This is a genomic window from Paraburkholderia sp. J69-1 (assembly GCF_905220255.1).
In the GTDB taxonomy this organism is placed as follows: domain Bacteria; phylum Pseudomonadota; class Gammaproteobacteria; order Burkholderiales; family Burkholderiaceae; genus Paraburkholderia.
Window position 1 is genome coordinate 321,480 of record NZ_CAJMZG010000010.1, and the last position, 19,358, is coordinate 340,837.

Here is a 19,358-nt window from a genome sequence, read left to right on the forward strand (position 1 = left end):
ATGCAGCACCGATACCTGACCCAGGCTTGCACGCGAGTCGTCGCCGGCATGTTCATCGGCGTACTGATGGCCGCAGCTAACGGCGCGTTTGCCGACGAAGCTAGCAGCTTTAACCAGAATGTCTCATTCGCCCCGGCTAACCAGGCGAATTCGCAGTCGCTCCCGCAAGCGCAAACCGCTATCCAGAACGCACCGTCGAGCACGCAATCCGCTCCGGCTCCGTCCGATGGCGGCGGCGCACGCGCTTTCCTGTCCGGCATGGCTGGCAAGGCAGGCGACGTTGTCGTTGGCGCCCTGAATATGATTGGCGTGCGTTACCGCTGGGGCGGCAACACGCCGGATTCGGGCCTCGATTGCAGCGGCTTCGTGCGCTACGTGTTCCAGGATACGCTCGGCATGAACCTGCCGCGCCGTGCCGAGGAAATGAGCCGTGTCGGCGAAAAGGTGAGCATGAGCAACCTGAAGCCGGGCGACCTCGTGTTCTTCAACACGATGCGCCGCACGTTCTCGCACGTGGGCATCTACATCGGCGACAACAAGTTCGTGCACTCGCCGTCCACCGGCAGCACGATCCGCGTTGACGATCTGGACGACGGCTACTGGGAAAAGCGTTTCACGGGCGCTCGCCGTATCGAGACCTCGTTCACGCCGGACCAGCAGCAAAGTCTCAAGCAGCGCGTGAGCGCGCAATTCGATACGACCGGCGGCAACTGATCGCGGTCTTCAATGCGGGATCTGGCTGAGGGATTTGGCCTAACGATCCGGCGCATAAAAAAGCCTGCTTCATCGAAGCAGGCTTTTTTGCGTCTGGCGCGCCGAAAATACTCAGAATACTCAGGCTTGCGCGCTACGTGCGGCAGCCAGCTTGCGCTCGATTTCCGCCGCCGCGCGCGCACCGGCTTCTTCACCCGCGAGAATCGCCGCGTTGCGCTGCGTGAAGTCGCTGCTCGACATGGCGTTCAGGCTCGGGCGGATCACGACGTCGGCGTATTTGTCGAGCTCGTAGGTCTTGATCGACTGGCCCATGATAGTGAACGTCTGCATCAGCACGTCGAACTGGCTGAGCGTCGAAGCCGATTCCGGGCGCGACGAAATATCCACCGCGATCACGAAATCCGCGCCCATTTTCTTCGCGAACGAAGCCGGGACCGGGCTGACCAGACCGCCGTCGACGTATTCGTGGCCGCCAATCTTCACCGGTTCGAAAATCGACGGAATGCTGCACGACGCGCGCACCGCGATGCCGGTGTTGCCGCGCTGGAACAGGATCGGCTGGCCCGACTGCAGATCGGTGGAGACAACGCCCAGCGGCTTGTTCATCTTCTCGATCGGGCGGTCATGCAGAGTCGTGTTGAGGAAGTTCTGCAGTGCTACGCCCTGCAGGATGCCACGCGTGCGGAACGGCATGGCCCAGTCGCTGATCGAGGCTTCGTCCATCGTCAGCGCGAGTTTGTTGAGCGCGAAACCGTTCATGCCCGAGGCGTAGAGCGCCGCGACCACCGAACCCGCGCTCGTTCCCGTCACCAGATCGACCTGGATATTGCGCGCCTCCAGCGCCTTGATCACGCCGATATGCGCGAATCCGCGCGCCGCGCCGCCGCCCAGTGCGAGACCCACGCGGATCGGGCGCTGCGTGCGTGCGATCGGCGGCGGGGCAACCTGCGGCTTGTTCTCGGGCGATTGCGCGCCGGTCGTGCAGGCCGCGAGCACGCTGGACGCAGCCGCGAGCGAAAAGTGGCGGCGGCGCAGCGAGAAGGCCGAGGGCGCGGCGGCGGATGACCCGGAATCGTTCTGCAAATCGGATTGCGAGGCGGGGGACTGCAAGGCGGGCTTCGAACTGGGCTTCAAGCAATTTCTCCAGGCGGCGCGTAGGCAGGCTGAGCGTGTGATGCGCGCCGCATTTGTTCTGGCGGCCCGCGTGGGCGGACCGATTCCAGCCGGCGAGGGGCCGGCGCGCCGACATCATAAGGCAAAGCGCGAAGCCTGCACGTCTTGTGCATGTAACGCGATGTGACGCGCATAAATAGCGCGATTTCGTCCTCCTGGAGACCGGTAAACGGCTGGAACGCCGCCTGAATCGGCCAGTCGTTTGCCCCCCTTGCCCAGGGACGGTCGATCCGCCGTGCGGCGGGTATAATCCCGTCTCTAATTTTCCCGGTTTTTTCGTTCGCCTTCGGCGCCGCGCCGTGCAGACCAGCGAGCCGATCCCGCTCGTTGAATTGCCACTGCAGCGGCCTGCGCCGCGAACCTTCGCCGTCCACCGCCGGCCGGATCGGTCCGCTTCCTTCGCTGTGAAGCGGCGCGTACCGGCCGCGAGGCGGCACCGTCCTCGAGTATTCGCCCATGACCACGACTCCCGTCCGTACCCGTTTCGCGCCGAGCCCGACCGGCTTCATCCACCTCGGCAACATCCGCTCCGCGCTTTATCCGTGGGCCTTCGCGCGCCACAACAAAGGCATTTTCGTGCTGCGGATCGAGGACACCGACGTCGAGCGTTCGTCCACCGAAGCCGTGGACGCGATCATCGAAGGCATGGCCTGGCTCGGCCTCGATTTCGACGAAGGCCCGTTCTACCAGATGCAGCGCATGGACCGTTATCGCGAAGTGCTCGCGCAGATGGAGCAGCAGGGCCTCGTGTACCCGTGCTACATGTCGACCGAAGAGCTCGACGCACTGCGCGAGCGTCAGCGTGAAGCCGGCGAAAAGCCGCGCTACGACGGTACGTGGCGCCCGGAACCGGGCAAGGTGCTGCCGACGCCGCCCGCAGGCGTGCAGCCCGTGCTGCGCTTCCGCAACCCGCTGACGGGCGTGGTGGCATGGGATGACGCCGTGAAGGGCCGCGTCGAAATCTCGAACGAAGAACTCGACGACCTCGTGATCGCACGCCCGGACGGCACGCCCACGTACAACTTCTGCGTGGTGGTGGACGACCTCGACATGAAGATCACGCACGTGATCCGTGGCGACGACCACGTCAACAACACGCCGCGCCAGATCAACATCCTGCGCGCGCTCGGTGGCGAGCCGCCGGTCTATGCCCACCTGCCGACCGTGCTGAACGAGCAGGGCGAGAAGATGAGCAAGCGCCACGGCGCGATGAGCGTGATGGGCTACCGCGACGCCGGCTATCTGCCGGAAGCGGTGTTGAACTATCTGGCGCGTCTGGGCTGGTCGCATGGCGATGCGGAAGTGTTCACCTGCGAGCAGTTCGTCGACTGGTTCGATCTGGATCACCTCGGCAAGTCGCCGGCCCAGTACGACCACAACAAGCTGAACTGGCTCAACAACCACTACCTGAAGAGCGTCGATAACGCGCGTCTGGCCGAACTGACCCGACCGTTCCTCGCCGAACTGGGTGTGGACGCCGCCGCGCTGGCGCAGGGCGCGCCGCTCGAAGGCGTGGTCGCGCTCTTCAAGGATCGCGCCAATACGATCAAGGAAGTGGCCGAAAGCGCAACGATGTTCTATCGCGAGCCGCAGCCGGAAGCCGAAGCGCTTACGCAGCACGTCACGGACGCCGTGCGTCCGGCACTGGCCGATCTGCTCGCGGCGCTCAAGGGCGCGCAGTGGGAGAAGGCGGAGATCTCGGCTGCATTCAAGGCGACGCTCGCCACGCACAAGCTCAAGATGCCGCAACTGGCGATGCCGGTGCGCCTCTTCGTGGCAGGCACGACGCACACCCCGGCGATCGACGCGGTGCTCGAATTGTTTGGCCGTGACGTGGTGCTGAGCCGTATCGAAAAGGGTATTTCTGCGGCTGTGTAAAAAAATTGAAGTTTTTCTTGCTCTGGCACTAGCGCCGGGGCAAGAAGTCCTGTAGTATTCGGTCTCCTCTGAACGGGGAACGCAAGAAAAGCAGCAGATCTTGCGAAAAGTACCTCGAATCAAGCAACGAAGTTTCGCCAAAACTTCAAAGCGTAGTAAAAAAATGATTCGAAAGTGCTTGACAAGCGAAAAAATGCAGTTTAAAATTTCGCTTCTGTTTTGCAAGGGGGGTATAGCTCAGCTGGGAGAGCGCTTGCATGGCATGCAAGAGGTCAGCGGTTCGATCCCGCTTACCTCCACCAACAAAACAGTGTGTTTAGCAGTAAAGTGTAGCAAGGCATTATCTGCAAAGATTATGTCCCCTTCGTCTAGAGGCCTAGGACATCACCCTTTCACGGTGAGTACAGGGGTTCGAATCCCCTAGGGGACGCCAGACATGGCGTCGTCAACGAGGTTGACGGTGCGGCAGGTGAGGGAGGTGACGCTCATCTGTTGTGTCGAAGTTGGAGCGGTAGTTCAGTTGGTTAGAATACCGGCCTGTCACGCCGGGGGTCGCGGGTTCGAGTCCCGTCCGCTCCGCCAGATAGAAGCCCGCTCAGAAAGCGTGAGTGGGCTTTTTAGTTGTAGCTGTATAAGTTTAAGGCGCAAGCCTGTGTTGTCCCCTTCGTCTAGAGGCCTAGGACATCACCCTTTCACGGTGAGTACAGGGGTTCGAATCCCCTAGGGGACGCCAAATTCAAGTGGCGCCAAAGTAGTCAAGGCGACGCAGCCAGCGGGTCGTGTCGATCTCGCAGGTGTAGTGGTCAAGCAGTACTGGAGCGGTAGTTCAGTTGGTTAGAATACCGGCCTGTCACGCCGGGGGTCGCGGGTTCGAGTCCCGTCCGCTCCGCCAGTTAATTGCTGCCAGAAACTTCGCAGAAGTTGTGCGAAAACTTCGGGTAGCATGTAGTTCAAGGCGTAAGCCTGTGTTGTCCCCTTCGTCTAGAGGCCTAGGACATCACCCTTTCACGGTGAGTACAGGGGTTCGAATCCCCTAGGGGACGCCAAATTCAAGTGGCGCCAAAGCAGTCAAGGCGACGCCGCCAACGGGTCTAACCAACGCCCGTCGGTGATGCAGCAAGCTGGAGCGGTAGTTCAGTTGGTTAGAATACCGGCCTGTCACGCCGGGGGTCGCGGGTTCGAGTCCCGTCCGCTCCGCCAGATTAAAGCCCGCTGGGTCAAACCAGCGGGCTTTTTCTATTTCTCTTCCGCCTTCCTCGTCTGTCTTTTCCGCTTCCGTACGGACAAACGGCCATTGCCTGAGCCGGCGCGTTATCGTAGCGTTGTCGAAACTCTGATTTTTCGCGATTGCCGCCTTGCCTGCCATGTTCGCACCGAACGACATCCCGTCGCGCTTCCAGCTGCGTCACGCCACCATGGACGATTTCGAGTTCGCCGAGGCGCTCACGCGGCGCAACATGGGTGGCTACTATCAGCGGCATCATTTGATCTGGCGGGGCGATCTTTTTCTCGCCAGCTACCGCGAATCGGAAAATTTCATTCTCGAACTCGATGGCGACGCGATCGGCGTGCTGCGTGTGACGCAGGAGAACGATTCGCTGCACATTCGCGATGTGCAGATCGCTGAAGGCTATCGCGGCAACGGAGCGGGGACCTTCCTGCTCGATATCTCGCATCGCTGGGCGCGCGAACGCGGTCTGCGCGAACTGCAATTGCGCGTTTTCGTCGATAACCCGGCTGCGCGGCTGTATCTGCGCATGGGGTATCGGGTCGCGGGGCCGCGTCTGGCGCGGCTGGGTTCGATCCGGCACATGACGCGGCTGGTCTGATTCATGTGTCTTGAATCAGGCGGCGTGACTCAAGGGGCGTGACCCAAGGGGCGTAATTCAGGCGTCACGAGGCGCAGACATCGGCGCGTCGTTGGTCAGTTCTTCTTCGCGCTGATCCGGTTCGCGCTCGCCGGTGCCACGCGCAATGAAGGCACGCGGACTCTCACCAAAGGCTCGCCGGAACATCGCGGAAAACGCGCTCTGGCTTTGATAGCCCAATTCCTGCGCCACCACCGACATCGGCTTGCCCTGATTGAGCAGCGGAATCGCGCGCGCGAGAATCGCCTGCTGACGCCATTGCGAAAAGCTCACCCCCAGTTCCTGACGAAACAGCCGCGCGATCGTGCGCGTGCTCGCACCCACCTGCGCGGCCCAGTGTTCGAGCGAACCGGGGCCCGCGGGATCGGCGATCAAGGCTTCGCAGAGCGACCGCAGGCGCTTTTCTTCGGGCATCGGCACGGCGAGCGGCAAGGGCGCGGAGCGCGTGATCTCGTCGAGCGCAACCGTGCCCAGCAACCTTTCGCGCGCGAGACCGAGCGCGCGCTCGTCGAAAGCGGCAATGGCCTCGCGCAGCAGCCCGGAGACTTCCACGACCCGGCAAGCGTCGAGCCCGGGCGGAATCACCGAGGCATCGACGTAAAGCGTGCGCAAAAACGCATCTTCGACAATGGAGACCTCGTGCGTGACATGAGGCGGCACCCAGATGGCACGTGACGGCGGCACCATCCACGTCGTGCCGGGTGTCGCCATCCGCAACACGCCGCGCGACGCGTAGGCCAGTTGCGCCCAGGCGTGCGTGTGACGCGCGATCCGCACACCGGCCGCCATCGGCCGCGAGCGCACACGGAAAGGATGCTCGCCGGACGGTTCGAACTCGGGCGGGATATCGGCGAGTTCGGCGGGCGGCAACGTATCTAGCGCAGTGTGGGGGGCAGTATGGGACGGCGGCGTAAGCATGGTGAGTCCGGGTGATTCTGTCGGCATCATTTTAGGCGGGTGTCGTATCTCGCGGACACCGCAGCGAGAATGCGCCCACAGCGATAATGACAAGCGCATAATTCAGCCGATCGTTTTTTGGGCCGCGCGCCGAACCCAGCTCTGGGACATCCGTGACATCTGCGACGTTAAGGACGTCAGCGAAACTCGAAGGAACACACCGCATGAAATACGTATTCGTCTATGGCACGCTGCGCGCGGGCGAGATCAACGACATCAATCACGCCGCTGCGCGCAATGCAATCAGCCAGCCGCGTCTGGTCGGCCAGACGACGGTGGCGGGGCGCTTGTTCGACTTCGGGCGTTATCCTGGCATGGTCGCCGAGGCGTCCGAGTCAGCGGTGCTCGGCGATGTCTATGAAATCGATGAGGCGCTCGTGCCCGTGCTCGACGAAATCGAAGAGGTGTATCCGGGCGTCGAAGGCCTGTTCCTCGCCCGCGAGGTGAGTGTCGAAGTCGAAGGCGCTCAGATCGACTGTCTGTTCTATCCGGTCACGCAAAAAGCGGTCGAAGGCCTGACGCAGATTCACGGCGGCGACTGGATCGCGCATCGGCTCGCACGCTAAACGCACGACGCAAAACATCCAGGTAGCAACGAAAAGGCCCGGTGGACTCGCATCCGCCGGGCCTTTTTCATCGCCTCAAGGTTTCAGGCGAAGGATCAAGCGACCTGCATTCAGATCTCTTCGTACAGCGGCAGCGTCAGGAATTCGACGAAGTTTTCCGAAGTCGACATCTCTTCGAAGATCTGCGCGGCGCGGTCGTACGGCTGCGTGTCGCCGCCCACCGATGCCTTCACCTTGTCCAGTTCCTGCGCAATCAGTTCGCGCACGAATCCGGCCGTGACCTTGCGGCCGTCTTCGAGCTTGCCCTTGGGCGAGCGAATCCACTGCCACACCTGCGAGCGCGAGATTTCAGCGGTCGCGGCATCTTCCATCAGGTTGTGGATCGGCACGCAGCCATTGCCCGCGAGCCACGAACCCAGGTAGTGAATGCCGACGTTGATGTTGTTGCGCAGGCCCGCTTCCGTGATCGGCGCTTCCGGGCGGAAGTCCATCAGGTCCGCGCCCGTGACGTTCACGTCGGGGCGCTGCTTGCCGATCTGGTTCGGCTTGTCGCCGAGCACCTTCACGAACTCTTCCATCGCGATGGGCACGAGACCCGGGTGCGCGACCCAGCCGCCGTCGTAACCGTCGCCCGCATCGCGCGCCTTGTCCGAACGCACGCCGCCCATGGCCTTGTCGTTCGCTGCCGGATCGTTCTTGATCGGGATCAGCGCGCTCATGCCGCCGATCGCCGGCGCGTTGCGCTTGTGGCAGGTCTTGAGCAGTTCGAGCGCGTAAGCGCGCATGAACGGCACGTTCATGGTGATCTGCGAACGATCGGCGAGGCAGAAGTCCTGGTCGTTCTTGAACTTCTTGATCGCCGAGAAGATGTAGTCCCAGCGGCCGGCGTTCAGGCCCGAGCTGTGTTCGCGCAGTTCATAGAGAATTTCGTCCATCTCGAACGCGGCGAGAATCGTCTCGACCAGCACCGTCGCGCGGATCGTGCCGCGCGGGATGCCCACGCCTTCCTGCGCCGCGACGAAGATGTCGTTCCACAGACGCGCTTCGAGATGGCTTTCCATCTTCGGCAGATAGAAGTAGGGGCCGCTGCCGCGCGCGATCAGTTCCTTCGCGTTGTGGAACAGGAACAGCGCGAAGTCGAAGATACCGCCGGAGACGCGCTGGCCGTCGACCGTCACGTGCTTTTCGTCGAGATGCCAGCCGCGCGGGCGCACGATCAGCGTGGCGATCTTGTCGTTGAGCTGGTACGACTTGCCGTTCTGCTCCAGCGAGATCGTGCGGCGCACCGCGTCCTTGAGGTTGATCTGGCCGGTGATCTGGTTGTCCCAGTTCGGCGCGTTCGAATCCTCGAAGTCGGTCATGTAGGAATCCGCGCCCGAGTTCAGCGCGTTGATGATCATCTTGCGCTCGACCGGACCGGTGATTTCCACACGGCGGCATTCGAGATCCTTCGGCAGCGCTGCGATCTTCCAGTCGCCTTCACGGATCGACTTCGTTTCTGCGAGGAAATCGGGACGCTCGCCCGCATCGAGGCGCTTCGTACGTTCGACGCGCGCCTTCAGCAATTCCTGCCGACGCGGCTCGAATGCGCGGTGCAGCTTCGCGACGAGTTCGAGTGCCTCGGGCGTGAGGATCTGTTCGAAGCCGGGTTGAATCTCGGCCGTGATCTGCATGCCTTGCGGCAGTTGCAACGTGTTCGCCATTTGCTAACTCCTTGGTCGGTCAGATGTAATTGCTTGGGTGTTGTTATTACCGTGCTGGCTGAACGCGGTCGTCATGCGCCCGGGCTGGGGCGGGGGCGGCTTCGTTCGGCGGTCGCTGCGGTGTCGAGAATGGCGGCGATAAAGGTGGAAAGCTCCGCCATGCCGCCGCCGGTGCCATGCGGCGGCACGCCGAGTTCTTCGGCGGGCAGTCGCTGGCGGTTGATCCAGAAAGTGGTGTAGCCGAACCAGCCGGCGCCTGCGGCGTCCCAGCCATTCGACGAAACAAAAACGATTTCGCGCGGCGCGCAGTCGAACGCGGCCGTGCCCATTGCGTAGGCTGCGGCAGCCGGTTTGTAGGCGCGCACCGCATCCACCGACAGCACGTGATCGAACAGGCCGTTCATGCCCGCGCTCTTCACGGCGATGTCGAGCATCTGCGGATTGCCGTTCGACAGGATCGCCAGACCGAGGCGTGTACCGTCTTCGCGCGGTTCGCGCAGACGTCGCAGCGCCGGCAACACGTCGGGGAAAGCCGAGAGGCAGGCGTATTCGTCCATCAGCCGCTTTTCGCCCGCGCCCGTGAGCGGCAGGTTCAGACGGCGCGCGGCGTAACGCAGCGCGTCGAGCGTGATGTCCCAGAACGGCTTGTAACGCGCGCCCGCCGGGTCCGACAGCGTGCGCAGCTGCGTGTACTCGATCTGCTTGAGACGCCAGAGCTGCGACAGTGCCTCGCCGTGGGCGGGGAACATCTGCTCGGCGGCCGCGACGACCGAATGCACGTCGAAAAGCGTGCCGTACGCGTCGAAGATCACAGCCTTGGGATAGTGGATTGTCGTTGTGGCCGACATAGCCGTGCACTCCATCAGAGGTCGAGGAGCATTGTATTCATGAGTGCAATGGTGGAAAAAGTCGGGATTGATCACTTGATCTTTTACTTTTACCCACCTAATCTGTGCGCCGAATTCATTGTTTCTGCTACAGGCGTGCTCATGGATCGCTTCAAACAGATCGAAACTTTCGCCACCGTCGCCGCAAAAGGCAGTCTTTCCGCAGCCGCGCAGGCCGAGGGCGTGGCGCCCGCCATCATCGGCAGGCGTATCGATGCGCTGGAGGAACGGCTGGGCGTCAAGCTGCTCGTGCGCACCACGCGACGCCTCACACTGACGTTCGAGGGATCGGCGTTTCTGGAGGATTGCCAGCGCATCATCCACGAACTCCAGAACGCCGAGGCGAGCGTGTCGGCGGGCGGCGTGAAGGCGAGCGGGCACTTGCGCGTGTCGGCGCCGGCGGGTTTCGGGCGTCGCCACGTCGCGCCGCTCGTCCCCGATTTCACGACCGCGCACCCAGACGTCACGATCACGCTCGATTTGTCCGATCGTCTCGTCGATCTGGTCAACGAAGGCTTCGACTGCGCGGTGCGGCTGGGCGAATTGCCGGACTCGTCGCTGGTTTCGCTCAAGCTCGGCGAAAACCGCCGCGTGGTGGTGGCGTCGCCCGCTTATTTGTCGCGGCGCGGCGCGCCCGATACACCCGCCGATCTCGCGCGCCATAACTGTCTCGCGTTCGGCGCGAGCCTGAACCAGCAACGCGGCTGGACGTTCCAGGAAGAGGGCAAAGTGGTGCAGATTCGCGTGGCGGGCACCATGGAGTGCTCGGACGGCGCGGTGCTGCACGAATGGTGTCTCGAAGGCCACGGTCTGGCCTGGCGCTCGTGGTGGGAAGTCGGCGAGGATATTGCGGCGGGCCGGCTTGCGAGCGTGCTCGACGCCTATGCTGCGCCGCCCATCGGCATTCATGCGGTATTTCCGCAGCGCCGCCATTTGCCGCTGCGCGTGCGCCTCTTTCTCGACTATCTCAAGCATACCTACGGCCAACCGGGTTACTGGGGACAGGACTGAACGCGCGCCTCGTCAGTGCGTGTTTTCACTATGCGGAGAAGCCCGTAGGCGCGCCTTGCGGCGCTTCTTCGCGCACTACAATCGAAATGAGGCCAGCCCGCAGCCCCGAACAATGACGGAGGGCGCCATGTTCAAGCACATCCTCGTTCCGACCGACGGCTCGGATCTCTCGAAAAAGGCCATCGACGGCGCCATCGATCTGGCGCGTAGCGTGGGCGCGCGCATCACCGCCTACGCCTGTCTGCCGCAATATCCGTACTCGCCTTACGCCGATGTCGTGATCGAACTACCCGGCGATTTCCAGACGCGCAGTGAGCGAGAGGCGCGCGCGCATCTGGATGAAGTCGAGGAGGCCGCGCGCGGCGTGGGCGTGACCTGCGATAGCTGCGTCAGCGTGCATTCGTCGCCGTACATCGGCATCATCGAAGCGGCGGAAAACGCTGGTTGCGATGTCATCTTCATGGCCTCGCACGGGCGTCGCGGCCTGGGCAGCCTGCTGATCGGCAGCGAAACGCAGCGCGTGCTCACACATACGAAGATTCCGGTGATCGTCTATCGCTAGCAGGCGTTTCGGTGCGCGACGGGCGTCAATGCATGCGTCAATGCGTGCGGCAACTACAACGGCAACGGCAACCGGCGCGTCCCGCCAAGGACTCGCACGCCGGCCACCGCCGCCGTCTGCCACGATGAAACAACCCCACCTTTCGCGAAGCGGGAAGCGATGCGCCCCCGCTTCGGCCTGCCTCGCTATTACGCGACCTTTTGATCCTTCTGATCGTTCTGGTCTTTCGACTCGAAGAACTGCTCGTCTTCCGTCGATCCGTGCAGCGCCGTCGTCGACGCGTTGCGCTCGACCGTCTGCGTGACCGCGTCGAAGTAGCCCGTGCCCACTTCGCGCTGGTGCTTCACGGCGGTGAAGCCCTTTTCGGCAGCGGCGAACTCGGCTTGCTGAAGCTCGACGAACGCACTCATGTTCTGGCGCGCATAGCCATGCGCAAGGTTGAACATCGAGTAGTTCAGCGAATGGAAGCCAGCCAGCGTGATGAACTGGAACTTGTAGCCCATCGCGCCCAGTTCGCGCTGGAATCGGGCGATGGTCGCGTCGTCCAGATTCTTCTTCCAGTTGAACGACGGCGAACAGTTGTACGACAGCAGCTTGCCCGGGAATTCCTTGTGGATTGCTTCCGCGAACTGCTTCGCGAATTCCAGATCCGGCTTGCCGGTCTCGCACCAGATCATGTCGGCGTAGGGCGCGTAGGCCAGGCCGCGCGAAATCGACTGCTCGAGGCCGTTGCGCGTGCGGAAGAAGCCTTCGACGGTGCGCTCGCCGGTCAGGAACGGCTTGTCGTTATCGTCGATGTCGGAGGTGACCAGGTCGGCGGCTTCGGCATCGGTGCGGGCGAGCAGCACGGTCGGCACGCCGCAGACATCGGCGGCCAGTCGCGCGGCCGTGAGCTTGGCGACGTTTTCGCGCGTCGGCACCAGCACCTTGCCGCCCATGTGACCGCACTTTTTCACCGAAGCGAGCTGATCTTCGAAGTGCACGCCGGCCGCGCCCGCTTCGATCATCGCCTTCATCAGCTCGAACGCGTTGAGCACGCCGCCGAAGCCGGCTTCCGCGTCGGCCACGATCGGCTGGAAGAAGTCGACGTAGTCTTCGTCACCGGGATTCTTGCCTTCCGACCACTGGATCTGATCCGCGCGCGTGAGCGTGTTGTTGATGCGCTTGACCACCTGCGGCACCGAGTTGGCGGGGTAGAGCGACTGGTCCGGGTACATTTCACCGGCCAGATTCGCGTCGCCCGCAACCTGCCAGCCCGACAGATAGATCGCCTTGAGCCCGGCCTTCACCTGCTGCATGGCCTGGTTGCCGGTGAGGGCGCCAAGCGCGTTGATGAACGGTTCGTTGTTGATGCCATGCCAGAGTTTGGCGGCGCCGTGCTTCGCGAGCGTGTGCTCGGGCTGGATCGAGCCACGCAGCCGCACCACGTCTTCAGCCGTGTAATCGCGCTTGATGCCCTTCCAGCGCGGGTCCGTGTCCCATTGCTGTTGAAGTTCCTGAGCCTGCTGTTGACGAGTCGACATGGTGAGCTCCTTCCGTTTACCTGATAGATGAACCGTTGTTCGGAACTGCTGAGCGGGTGAACTTCGTGAAGCGTGCGTCCCGTGCATGTCTGGAGGCGTTCGTTCCGCGAACTCTTATATAAGAGTCTAGGCAATTCGATCGCTCTGCAACAGGCCGCGAAAAGGGAATTTATCGTCTTTTTATTCTATTTAAATCAACGACATATTGCGTGCGTTTCGCGATGAGAAATGTCGTTTTTTATCCTGCAATCAGATACTTTGTGCCACGCAGCACGACATTTTACGAAGCAAAAAATTTTCCCGTATCGTGAAAGCGTGTCTGTAGACAAATTACTGCGGACAAAAAAAGACCGGTGCCTGAGCACCGGTCTTTTTTAACTGCGCTTCGTGACTCGCGCGAGACAGACGAAATCTTCATTCCGTCTGCATCATCGCGGTACGCGAATCGGCTTAGCTGTCGCGACGCGCGCCACGCGGGCCGTCGTTGCGACGCTGGCCGTAGCCGCCTTCACGGCGGCCGCCGCCGAAGCCTTCGCCACGCGGCTGGCCGTAGCCGCCACGATTGCCGCCTTCGCGACGCTGGGCGCCGTAGCCGCTGCTGTTGCCACCGTCACGCTGGCCGTAGCCGCCGCGCGAGTTTTCCGAGCGGTTGCCCCAGCTGTTGCCGTTGCGATCGCCGCCGTTGTTGTTACGGTCGCCAAAGCTGCGTTCACCGTTCGAGCGGTCGCCGAAGCTGCGCTCGCCGCCGTTGCCGCCACGGTTGTTACCGTAGCCACCCGGCTTGCCGCCACCGTTGCCGAAGCGACGGCCACCGCCGTTGCCACCGCCCGGACGGCCACGGCCGCCAAAGCCGCGGTTCGACGGCGCTGCCTTGCGCGGCTCGAAGCCTTCGACGACGTTGACCGGCAGCGGAGCACGCACGAAACGCTCGATGCGCTTGAGCGCGCCTTGCTCGGCGTGATGCACGAGGCTCACTGCCGTGCCCGAACGGCCAGCACGGCCCGTACGGCCGATACGGTGGACGTAGTCTTCCGCGAACTTCGGCAGGTCGTAGTTGAACACGTGCGTGATGCCCGGGATGTCGATACCGCGAGCGGCGACGTCCGTTGCCACCAGCACGCGCACACGGCGCTCGCGCAGTGCACGGATCGTGCGGTTACGCGCGCCTTGCGGCAGGTCGCCGTGCAGGGCGGCCGTTTCGAAGCCAGCGTCGGCAAGCTTGCCGGCGAGCTGGTCGGCGTCCATCTTGGTTGCCGTGAACACGACAGCCTGGTCGAGGCTTTCGTCGCGCAGCAGATGGTCGAGCAGACGATCCTTGTGATCGCGGTCGTCGACGTAGTGCACGGTTTGCGCGATGTTCGAAGCCGCTTCGACCTTGCGGACGATCTCGATACGCTCCGGGTCCTTCAGCAGGCGGCCGGTCACCGAAGCGATCTTGCCGTCGAGCGTTGCCGAGAACAGCATCGTCTGACGCGTTTCCGGCGTTGCAGCCACGATCGTGTCGATGTCGTCGATGAAGCCCATGTCCAGCATGCGGTCGGCTTCGTCGAGCACGAGCATCTTCAGCTCGGACAGGTCGATACGGCCACGCTCGAGGTGGTCGAGCAGACGGCCCGGCGTTGCCACCAGGATTTCGGGGTTCTTCGCGAGCAGCATCAGCTGCTGGCCGTAGGCCACGCCGCCCAGAATGCTGACGGTGCGCAGACGGCGCAGATGCTTGCCGTAGGTCGCGGCGGCCGTGGTCACCTGCATGGCGAGCTCACGCGTGGGCGTGAGAACGAGCAGGCCCGGACGGGCGACCGGTTGTTGCGGACGGCGCGAGCGGCCTTGCTGGCCTTGCGGTGCAGCGCCTTGCGGGCGCGGCTCGCGCGGTTGTGCGGCTTGTGCCTTCTGGATCTGCGCGAAGCGCTCGATCGCAGGCAGCATGAAGGCTGCGGTCTTGCCCGAACCGGTCGGGCTGGAGACCAGCAGGTCGCGGCCCGCGATGCCGGCAGGAATGGCGCGTTCCTGCACGGGCGTCGGAGCCTTATAGCCCGCTGCGATCAGCGCGGAGACGATCTCCGGCGACAGACCGAGCGCCGCGAACGACGCGCCATCATTGGCGTCGGCGGCTTGCGCGGGAGCTTCAACAGAAGCGTCAGCAGCAGCGTCGAGACCGAGGGCGTCGTTAGCGATCGCGTCGAGGGGGCTTTGGGTATTGCTCGAAGTCATGAAAATCCTTGGTACACAGGAAATAGAACGTCGGCGCCAATCGGCATACCCAAGTCGTCTGATTTTGCGAGCAAATCGAAAAACGGGGGCAATCCGCACCCACGTAAAGGGCGGATTTTTTTCGTTAGAAGCTGTTTTGGGTGCGACTCTGACCGGGATTGGTCAGCCGCCAGCCTGATTCTTGACGGCCCGGAAAGCGGGCCACGGCAGGGGGGGACAGGTTCTAAACTGGATTGGAGCTTAACGCTACGTGGCGTATTGCTGATCGCAGAGGCGACCGGAGCGCAACGCAGCGTGCATTGTATCTCGTTTTGTTGCGTCGCGCCAGCGCGGCAAAGCCCTTATGTCCTGCGACAGCCTGACGCAAGACGGCGGATGAGGAACGGAGAAACACGGGAGTTTGGGGCCAGATGCGCGACGTTCGTTGCATCCGGCCCTTTCAGATCGCTGCTGCGCGGATTAGCTGGCGGCGCCGCTCTTGAGCGATTCGACCAGTTCGATGTATTGCGTCTTCGCCTGAGCTTCGGCCGTGCCTTGCAGGGCGGCCCAGGCGTCGTACTTGTATTTGCCGACGATGTCGGTGAAGCCCGGCTTGTCGCCGTGCACATCGCCTTCGGTGGCCTGCTTGAAGAGGGCGTAAAGACGCAGCAGCGTCAGGTTGCCCGGACGCTCGGTCAGTTGCTGGACATCTTCCTGCGCCTGCGTAAATTGCGCGTTCACATCGCTCATTGTTTTCTTCTCCCTAAAAGATCGACATAGCCCGACGATGGTAGCAGCGCTATCCGGCATAGGGCTGGAACGATTCCTCCACTCTAGTCGGGCGTGCGCCGTCGGTGCACAGGGCATGCCCAGGCGGCGACTGCGCGGGAACGGCGCATTACAATAGCGGTCATGACTGAAACCGTGCTGCTTGCCCTCGATACCTCGACCGAATATTGCTCGGTCGCGCTGCTTCGCGCCGCCACGCCCGCTGGCGTCGCCGCTGACTCCACTCAAGCCGTCCCGGCTGGCCAGACGCTGCCCGAAGCGCGCGTCTGGGTGCGCCACGAGGCGACGGGCGCCGTGTCCAGCACGCGCCTGCTGCCGGCCATCGGCGAACTGCTCGCCGAGGCGGGCCTCGCGCTGGCCGATTGCGATGCGATCGCCTTCGGTTCCGGCCCCGGTTCCTTCACGGGACTGCGCACGGCGACCGGCGTGGCCCAGGGGCTCGCCTTCGGCCTGAATATTCCCGTCGTGCCGGTGAGCACGCTACTCGTGTGCGCAGAAAGCGCGCGCCTGCGTGATGCGTCGGCGCTGCGTGTGCTCGCCGCGCTCGATGCGCGCATGGACGAAGCGTACTGGGCCGATTACGCCTGGGATGCGACTGCGGGCGACTGGCAGACGCTGCGCGCGGCCTCGCTCGACGCACCCGAAGCGATCGTCGCGCCCGATGCGCGGTTCACGCTGGCCGGCAATGCCGCGGCGGCGTTCGGCGCACGGCTGACCGCGTCGATGTCGGCGCAAACCATCGACGCCGAGGCGCTGCCGCATGCCGTGCCGCTCGCCCATGCCGCGCTGCGCGCGTTCCGCGCCGGCCGCACGGTGCCCGCCGATCAGGCCGCGCCGGAATACGTGCGCAACAAGGTCGCGCAGACCACCGCCGAGCGCATGGCCGCGAAGGCGCAGAAGGACGCACAGAGCGGCGCTCAAATCGGCGCACAGGGCGGCACGAAAGAGGGCAATCGATGAGCGGCGTGCTGATGACGGATCGCTATCTGTCGCAGATGACCGAGAGCGACCTCGACGAGGTCGTCGTCATCGAGAAGTCCGCTTATGAATTTCCTTGGTCGCGCGGCAATTTCGAAGATTCGCTGCGCAACGGCTATTACGGCATCTGCATGCGCCATGTGACGGGCACGCTGATTGGCTATAGCGTGCTGATGCCCGTGGTCGACGAAATGCATCTGCTGAACCTGTGCGTCGCCCCGCAGGCGCAGGGCGTGGGCGCCGGTCTCGCGCTGCTGCGCGAGGGCGTACGTATCGCGCGCGTGCAGGGACTCGAAGGGCTGCTGCTCGAAGTGCGGCCGTCGAATCACCGGGCGATCCGGCTATACGAGCAGTTCGGTTTCGTCACGATCGGGCGGCGCAAGAATTACTATCCGGCCCGTCATCACAGTCGCGAAGACGCGATCGTGATGCGTTTTTCTTTTGCACTGGAGGGCGCGGATGCCGCTCGATGAGATCGCCCTGGAAGAATTCGGCCTCGCGCCGCGCTGGGTACGCAAGGGCTTGACGGTCGCAGCGCCCGAGGCTGCGGCAGTGGACGTGGCGCCTGCGAGCGTCGTGGCCGAAGTGGTGGCGGAACCTGCTGCGCCTGCGGCACGTGCCGCCGCGCCGGTCGAACGCGAGATGCCGCGCGCGCGCGTCGAAGAACGCGTTCCCGCGCAGCAAGAAACGCCGCCGCCGGTTCAGCCAGAACGCGTCGTGGCAAAGCCGGTTCAGCAGCCGGTTCAGCAAGCCGCATCGGAAGAACCGCCGCCGTTCACCGAAGACGATTTCGCCTGGTTCGATTCCGTCGCCGAACCGGTGCTGCCGCACGACATCGAACCGGTGCGCGCACCGCGCGACGATACGGCCACGCTCGACTGGGATGCGCTTTCGGAACGCGTCGCGAATTGCACGCGCTGCCGTTTGTGCGAGAAGCGCACGAACACGGTGTTCGGCGTGGGCGATCGCGAAGCGGACTGGATGCTGATCGGCGAAGCGCCGGGCGAGAACGAAGACCGCCAGGGCGAGCCTTTCGTCGGCCAGGCGGGCAAGCTGCTCGACAATATGCTGCGTTCGCTGACGCTCTCGCGCACCCAGAACGTGTATATCGCCAACGTCATCAAGTGCCGGCCGCCCGGCAACCGCAATCCCGAGCCCGATGAAGTCGATCGCTGCGAGCCGTATCTGCAACGTCAGGTGGCGCTCGTGAAGCCGAAGATCATCGTCGCGATGGGGCGCTTTGCGGCGCAGAGTCTGCTCAAGACCGGCGACAGCATTGCTTCGCTGCGCTCTCGCGTGCATCAATACGAGGGCGTGCCGGTCATCGTCACGTATCACCCGGCGTATTTGTTGCGCAGTCTGCAGGACAAGTCGAAAGCGTGGAGCGATCTGTGCCTCGCGCGCGATACCTGGCGCTCGGCGGGCGGCGGTCAATGAGCGCGGCGCGGCCCGCGCATCCGATGGGCGATGAGCCGCACGCGCGATCGTTGGCAAGCTCGCTGGTCGATCGTCTGACCGATCCGGTGTTGCGCGATCTCGCGTGGCTGCTGGACAGTGCCGATCTGCTGCGCGCGCAACCGGCCATGCCGCTCGCGCGGCCGTGGTCCGACGATGCAGAGGCCGCGCAAGTCGCGGCCTGGCTCGTGCAACTTGATCACGATCCTTCCCGCTTGCAGCGTTTGCACGCCGCGCTCGAAAGCGCGCGCGTGACGCGTCTCGGGCGTTACGCCGAAACCCTGCTTGGCTGGTATCTGGAGAACGGACCGGCGCTGCGGCTTGTCGCTGCGAACATCGCGTTACGCGGCGAGGGCCGGACGATCGGCGAATGCGACTTTCTTCTCGAAACGCCGGACGGCACGCGTGTGCATTGGGAACTGGCCGTGAAGTGTTTTCTGCATGCGGGCGCAGCGCATGAAAGCGCATCGCGGCTGGCGGATTACGTTGGGCCGAATCTGCGCGATCGGCTGGATCTGAAGTTTGCGCATCTGCGCGATCATCAACTGCGTCTGAGCGAGCGGCCCGAGCTGGCATCGCTGGGCTTTGCGGGGCAGTGGTGCGCGCAGATGTACATCAAAGGCTGGCTGTTTTATCGCGCCGGGACGCAGGTGGCCGATGCACCGGAACTTGCGCGCGAGCATGGTCGCGGCTGGTGGGTGACGCACGCTGACTGGAGCGCGTTCGCCGAGCGTAGCGATGCCGATGGCTGGAGCGTGCTGCCAAGATTGGCGTGGCTCGCACCGCGTCGAATCGAATCTCGACCGGCCGCTTCATTCGCAACTAACAGCCAATTCAGCGCGGCTCAGCAAAGTGACGGCGATGCCGTGCCCGAGTCGATGTCAGCGCACCTCGCACGCATGGAGATACAAGCGCCGGCAGACGCCGCGACGCTTTTTGCGAATCTCGAACGGGCTCACGAACCGGTGATGGTCGTTGCATTCACCGCCGATGGCGCAGGCGGCTACGTCGAGCATTCGCGCGGTTTCATCGTCCCCGACGACTGGCCGGAGCGCGCACTGGCTTACGCGCGCTCGTAGTGCCGGGTTCGTGGTGGCTGGCGCG

At 63.5% G+C, this 19,358-nt stretch carries 18 protein-coding genes and 7 tRNA genes; 17 read left to right on the plus strand and 8 right to left on the minus strand.

What is annotated here, in order from left to right; translation table 11 throughout:
- Entirely contained in the window at positions 1–714 is a 714-nt protein-coding gene (locus U5A67_RS20615) for a C40 family peptidase (protein ID WP_205981777.1), read from the plus strand.
- A gap of 120 nt (positions 715–834) precedes the next feature.
- Here U5A67_RS20615 and U5A67_RS20620 read toward each other — a convergent pair whose 3' ends face one another.
- The gene (locus tag U5A67_RS20620) at positions 835–1,797 is read right to left on the minus strand and encodes a patatin-like phospholipase family protein (protein WP_321814675.1); all 963 of its coding nucleotides are present in this window, start codon (positions 1,795–1,797) and stop codon (positions 835–837) included.
- A gap of 47 nt (positions 1,798–1,844) precedes the next feature.
- A complete protein-coding gene (locus tag U5A67_RS20625) occupies positions 1,845–2,345 on the minus strand; it encodes a hypothetical protein (protein WP_321814491.1) in 501 nt (166 codons plus the stop codon).
- Here U5A67_RS20625 and gltX point away from each other — a divergent pair.
- The 9 genes from gltX to U5A67_RS20670 all read left to right on the plus strand — a co-directional run bounded on the left by gltX (position 2,344) and on the right by U5A67_RS20670 (position 5,594).
- Positions 2,344–3,765, plus strand: coding sequence for a glutamate--tRNA ligase (gene gltX, locus U5A67_RS20630; protein ID WP_321814490.1), 1,422 nt, complete (start codon positions 2,344–2,346; stop codon positions 3,763–3,765). The two genes, U5A67_RS20625 and gltX, sit on opposite strands and share 2 nt — an antisense overlap.
- A gap of 226 nt (positions 3,766–3,991) precedes the next feature.
- Positions 3,992–4,067: transfer RNA gene (locus U5A67_RS20635), tRNA-Ala, on the plus strand.
- 55 nt (positions 4,068–4,122) lie between these two features.
- Positions 4,123–4,198, plus strand: a tRNA-Glu gene (locus U5A67_RS20640).
- 72 nt (positions 4,199–4,270) lie between these two features.
- Positions 4,271–4,347: transfer RNA gene (locus U5A67_RS20645), tRNA-Asp, on the plus strand.
- A gap of 75 nt (positions 4,348–4,422) precedes the next feature.
- Positions 4,423–4,498 (plus strand) — tRNA-Glu (locus U5A67_RS20650).
- An 82-nt stretch (positions 4,499–4,580) separates the two neighbouring features.
- Positions 4,581–4,657 (plus strand) — tRNA-Asp (locus U5A67_RS20655).
- A 78-nt stretch (positions 4,658–4,735) separates the two neighbouring features.
- A tRNA-Glu gene (locus U5A67_RS20660) sits at positions 4,736–4,811 on the plus strand.
- 77 nt (positions 4,812–4,888) lie between these two features.
- A tRNA-Asp gene (locus tag U5A67_RS20665) sits at positions 4,889–4,965 on the plus strand.
- Positions 4,966–5,129: 164 nt separating this feature from the next.
- Complete coding sequence (locus U5A67_RS20670; RefSeq protein WP_205981775.1) at positions 5,130–5,594, plus strand: GNAT family N-acetyltransferase; 465 nt, start codon at positions 5,130–5,132, stop codon at positions 5,592–5,594.
- Between the two features lie 57 nt (positions 5,595–5,651).
- Here U5A67_RS20670 and U5A67_RS20675 read toward each other — a convergent pair whose 3' ends face one another.
- Positions 5,652–6,551, minus strand: a complete 900-nt coding sequence (locus U5A67_RS20675; protein WP_321814489.1) for a helix-turn-helix transcriptional regulator — start codon at positions 6,549–6,551, stop codon at positions 5,652–5,654.
- A 203-nt stretch (positions 6,552–6,754) separates the two neighbouring features.
- Between U5A67_RS20675 and U5A67_RS20680 the strand changes: the two genes are divergently transcribed.
- Positions 6,755–7,156 carry a gamma-glutamylcyclotransferase gene (locus U5A67_RS20680; protein WP_321814488.1) on the plus strand — a complete coding sequence of 134 codons (402 nt, stop codon included), beginning with the start codon at positions 6,755–6,757 and terminating at the stop codon, positions 7,154–7,156.
- A 110-nt stretch (positions 7,157–7,266) separates the two neighbouring features.
- Here the strand turns inward: U5A67_RS20680 and aceB are convergent, their stop codons facing one another.
- Positions 7,267–8,859: a malate synthase A gene (gene aceB / locus U5A67_RS20685; protein ID WP_205981772.1), complete on the minus strand. Its 1,593-nt coding sequence runs from the start codon at positions 8,857–8,859 to the stop codon at positions 7,267–7,269.
- Between the two features lie 71 nt (positions 8,860–8,930).
- Complete coding sequence (locus tag U5A67_RS20690) at positions 8,931–9,707, minus strand: haloacid dehalogenase type II (RefSeq protein ID WP_321814487.1); 777 nt, start codon at positions 9,705–9,707, stop codon at positions 8,931–8,933.
- 141 nt (positions 9,708–9,848) lie between these two features.
- Between U5A67_RS20690 and U5A67_RS20695 the strand changes: the two genes are divergently transcribed.
- Entirely contained in the window at positions 9,849–10,757 is a 909-nt protein-coding gene (locus tag U5A67_RS20695) for a LysR family transcriptional regulator (protein WP_205981770.1), read from the plus strand.
- Between the two features lie 127 nt (positions 10,758–10,884).
- Complete coding sequence (locus U5A67_RS20700) at positions 10,885–11,319, plus strand: universal stress protein (protein WP_205981769.1); 435 nt, start codon at positions 10,885–10,887, stop codon at positions 11,317–11,319.
- Between the two features lie 188 nt (positions 11,320–11,507).
- Here the strand turns inward: U5A67_RS20700 and aceA are convergent, their stop codons facing one another.
- From aceA to U5A67_RS20715, 3 genes are all read right to left on the minus strand, one after another.
- The gene (gene aceA / locus U5A67_RS20705; protein WP_321814486.1) at positions 11,508–12,842 is read right to left on the minus strand and encodes an isocitrate lyase; all 1,335 of its coding nucleotides are present in this window, start codon (positions 12,840–12,842) and stop codon (positions 11,508–11,510) included.
- A 450-nt stretch (positions 12,843–13,292) separates the two neighbouring features.
- A complete protein-coding gene (locus U5A67_RS20710) occupies positions 13,293–15,053 on the minus strand; it encodes a DEAD/DEAH box helicase (protein ID WP_321814485.1) in 1,761 nt (586 codons plus the stop codon).
- A 459-nt stretch (positions 15,054–15,512) separates the two neighbouring features.
- Positions 15,513–15,782: an acyl-CoA-binding protein gene (locus U5A67_RS20715; protein ID WP_205981766.1), complete on the minus strand. Its 270-nt coding sequence runs from the start codon at positions 15,780–15,782 to the stop codon at positions 15,513–15,515.
- A 162-nt stretch (positions 15,783–15,944) separates the two neighbouring features.
- Between U5A67_RS20715 and tsaB the strand changes: the two genes are divergently transcribed.
- Genes tsaB through U5A67_RS20735 form a run of 4 tightly spaced genes read left to right on the plus strand, consistent with a single transcriptional unit; the run spans position 15,945 to position 19,333 of the window.
- A complete protein-coding gene (gene tsaB / locus U5A67_RS20720; protein ID WP_321814484.1) occupies positions 15,945–16,781 on the plus strand; it encodes a tRNA (adenosine(37)-N6)-threonylcarbamoyltransferase complex dimerization subunit type 1 TsaB in 837 nt (278 codons plus the stop codon).
- Positions 16,778–17,272 (plus strand): ribosomal protein S18-alanine N-acetyltransferase, encoded by a 495-nt coding sequence (rimI, locus tag U5A67_RS20725; RefSeq protein WP_167055936.1) that lies wholly within the window; start codon positions 16,778–16,780, stop codon positions 17,270–17,272. Before tsaB ends, rimI begins: the two co-directional genes overlap by 4 nt.
- Positions 17,259–18,236, plus strand: a complete 978-nt coding sequence (locus tag U5A67_RS20730; protein WP_321814483.1) for a uracil-DNA glycosylase — start codon at positions 17,259–17,261, stop codon at positions 18,234–18,236. The genes rimI and U5A67_RS20730 overlap by 14 nt, the downstream gene beginning before the upstream one ends.
- Positions 18,233–19,333, plus strand: a complete 1,101-nt coding sequence (locus tag U5A67_RS20735) for a DUF1853 family protein (RefSeq protein WP_321814482.1) — start codon at positions 18,233–18,235, stop codon at positions 19,331–19,333. Before U5A67_RS20730 ends, U5A67_RS20735 begins: the two co-directional genes overlap by 4 nt.
- The last annotated feature ends 25 nt before the right edge of the window (positions 19,334–19,358 follow it).

Excerpts from the sequence above, each read along its gene's own strand:
- rimI (WP_167055936.1), top strand. The coding sequence starts at position 16,778 with ATGAGCGGCGTGCTGATGACGGATCGCTATCTGTCGCAGATGACCGAG.
- U5A67_RS20675 (WP_321814489.1), bottom strand. The coding sequence starts at position 6,551 with ATGCTTACGCCGCCGTCCCATACTGCCCCCCACACTGCGCTAGATACG.
- aceA (WP_321814486.1), bottom strand. The coding sequence starts at position 12,842 with ATGTCGACTCGTCAACAGCAGGCTCAGGAACTTCAACAGCAATGGGAC.
- U5A67_RS20690 (WP_321814487.1), bottom strand. The coding sequence starts at position 9,707 with ATGTCGGCCACAACGACAATCCACTATCCCAAGGCTGTGATCTTCGAC.
- U5A67_RS20680 (WP_321814488.1), top strand. The coding sequence starts at position 6,755 with ATGAAATACGTATTCGTCTATGGCACGCTGCGCGCGGGCGAGATCAAC.
- aceB (WP_205981772.1), bottom strand. The coding sequence starts at position 8,859 with ATGGCGAACACGTTGCAACTGCCGCAAGGCATGCAGATCACGGCCGAG.
- U5A67_RS20670 (WP_205981775.1), top strand. The coding sequence starts at position 5,130 with ATGTTCGCACCGAACGACATCCCGTCGCGCTTCCAGCTGCGTCACGCC.
- U5A67_RS20710 (WP_321814485.1), bottom strand. The coding sequence starts at position 15,053 with ATGACTTCGAGCAATACCCAAAGCCCCCTCGACGCGATCGCTAACGAC.
- U5A67_RS20615 (WP_205981777.1), top strand. The coding sequence starts at position 1 with ATGCAGCACCGATACCTGACCCAGGCTTGCACGCGAGTCGTCGCCGGC.
- U5A67_RS20695 (WP_205981770.1), top strand. The coding sequence starts at position 9,849 with ATGGATCGCTTCAAACAGATCGAAACTTTCGCCACCGTCGCCGCAAAA.
- U5A67_RS20625 (WP_321814491.1), bottom strand. The coding sequence starts at position 2,345 with ATGGGCGAATACTCGAGGACGGTGCCGCCTCGCGGCCGGTACGCGCCG.
- gltX (WP_321814490.1), top strand. The coding sequence starts at position 2,344 with ATGACCACGACTCCCGTCCGTACCCGTTTCGCGCCGAGCCCGACCGGC.
- U5A67_RS20700 (WP_205981769.1), top strand. The coding sequence starts at position 10,885 with ATGTTCAAGCACATCCTCGTTCCGACCGACGGCTCGGATCTCTCGAAA.
- tsaB (WP_321814484.1), top strand. The coding sequence starts at position 15,945 with ATGACTGAAACCGTGCTGCTTGCCCTCGATACCTCGACCGAATATTGC.
- U5A67_RS20715 (WP_205981766.1), bottom strand. The coding sequence starts at position 15,782 with ATGAGCGATGTGAACGCGCAATTTACGCAGGCGCAGGAAGATGTCCAG.
- U5A67_RS20730 (WP_321814483.1), top strand. The coding sequence starts at position 17,259 with ATGCCGCTCGATGAGATCGCCCTGGAAGAATTCGGCCTCGCGCCGCGC.
- U5A67_RS20735 (WP_321814482.1), top strand. The coding sequence starts at position 18,233 with ATGAGCGCGGCGCGGCCCGCGCATCCGATGGGCGATGAGCCGCACGCG.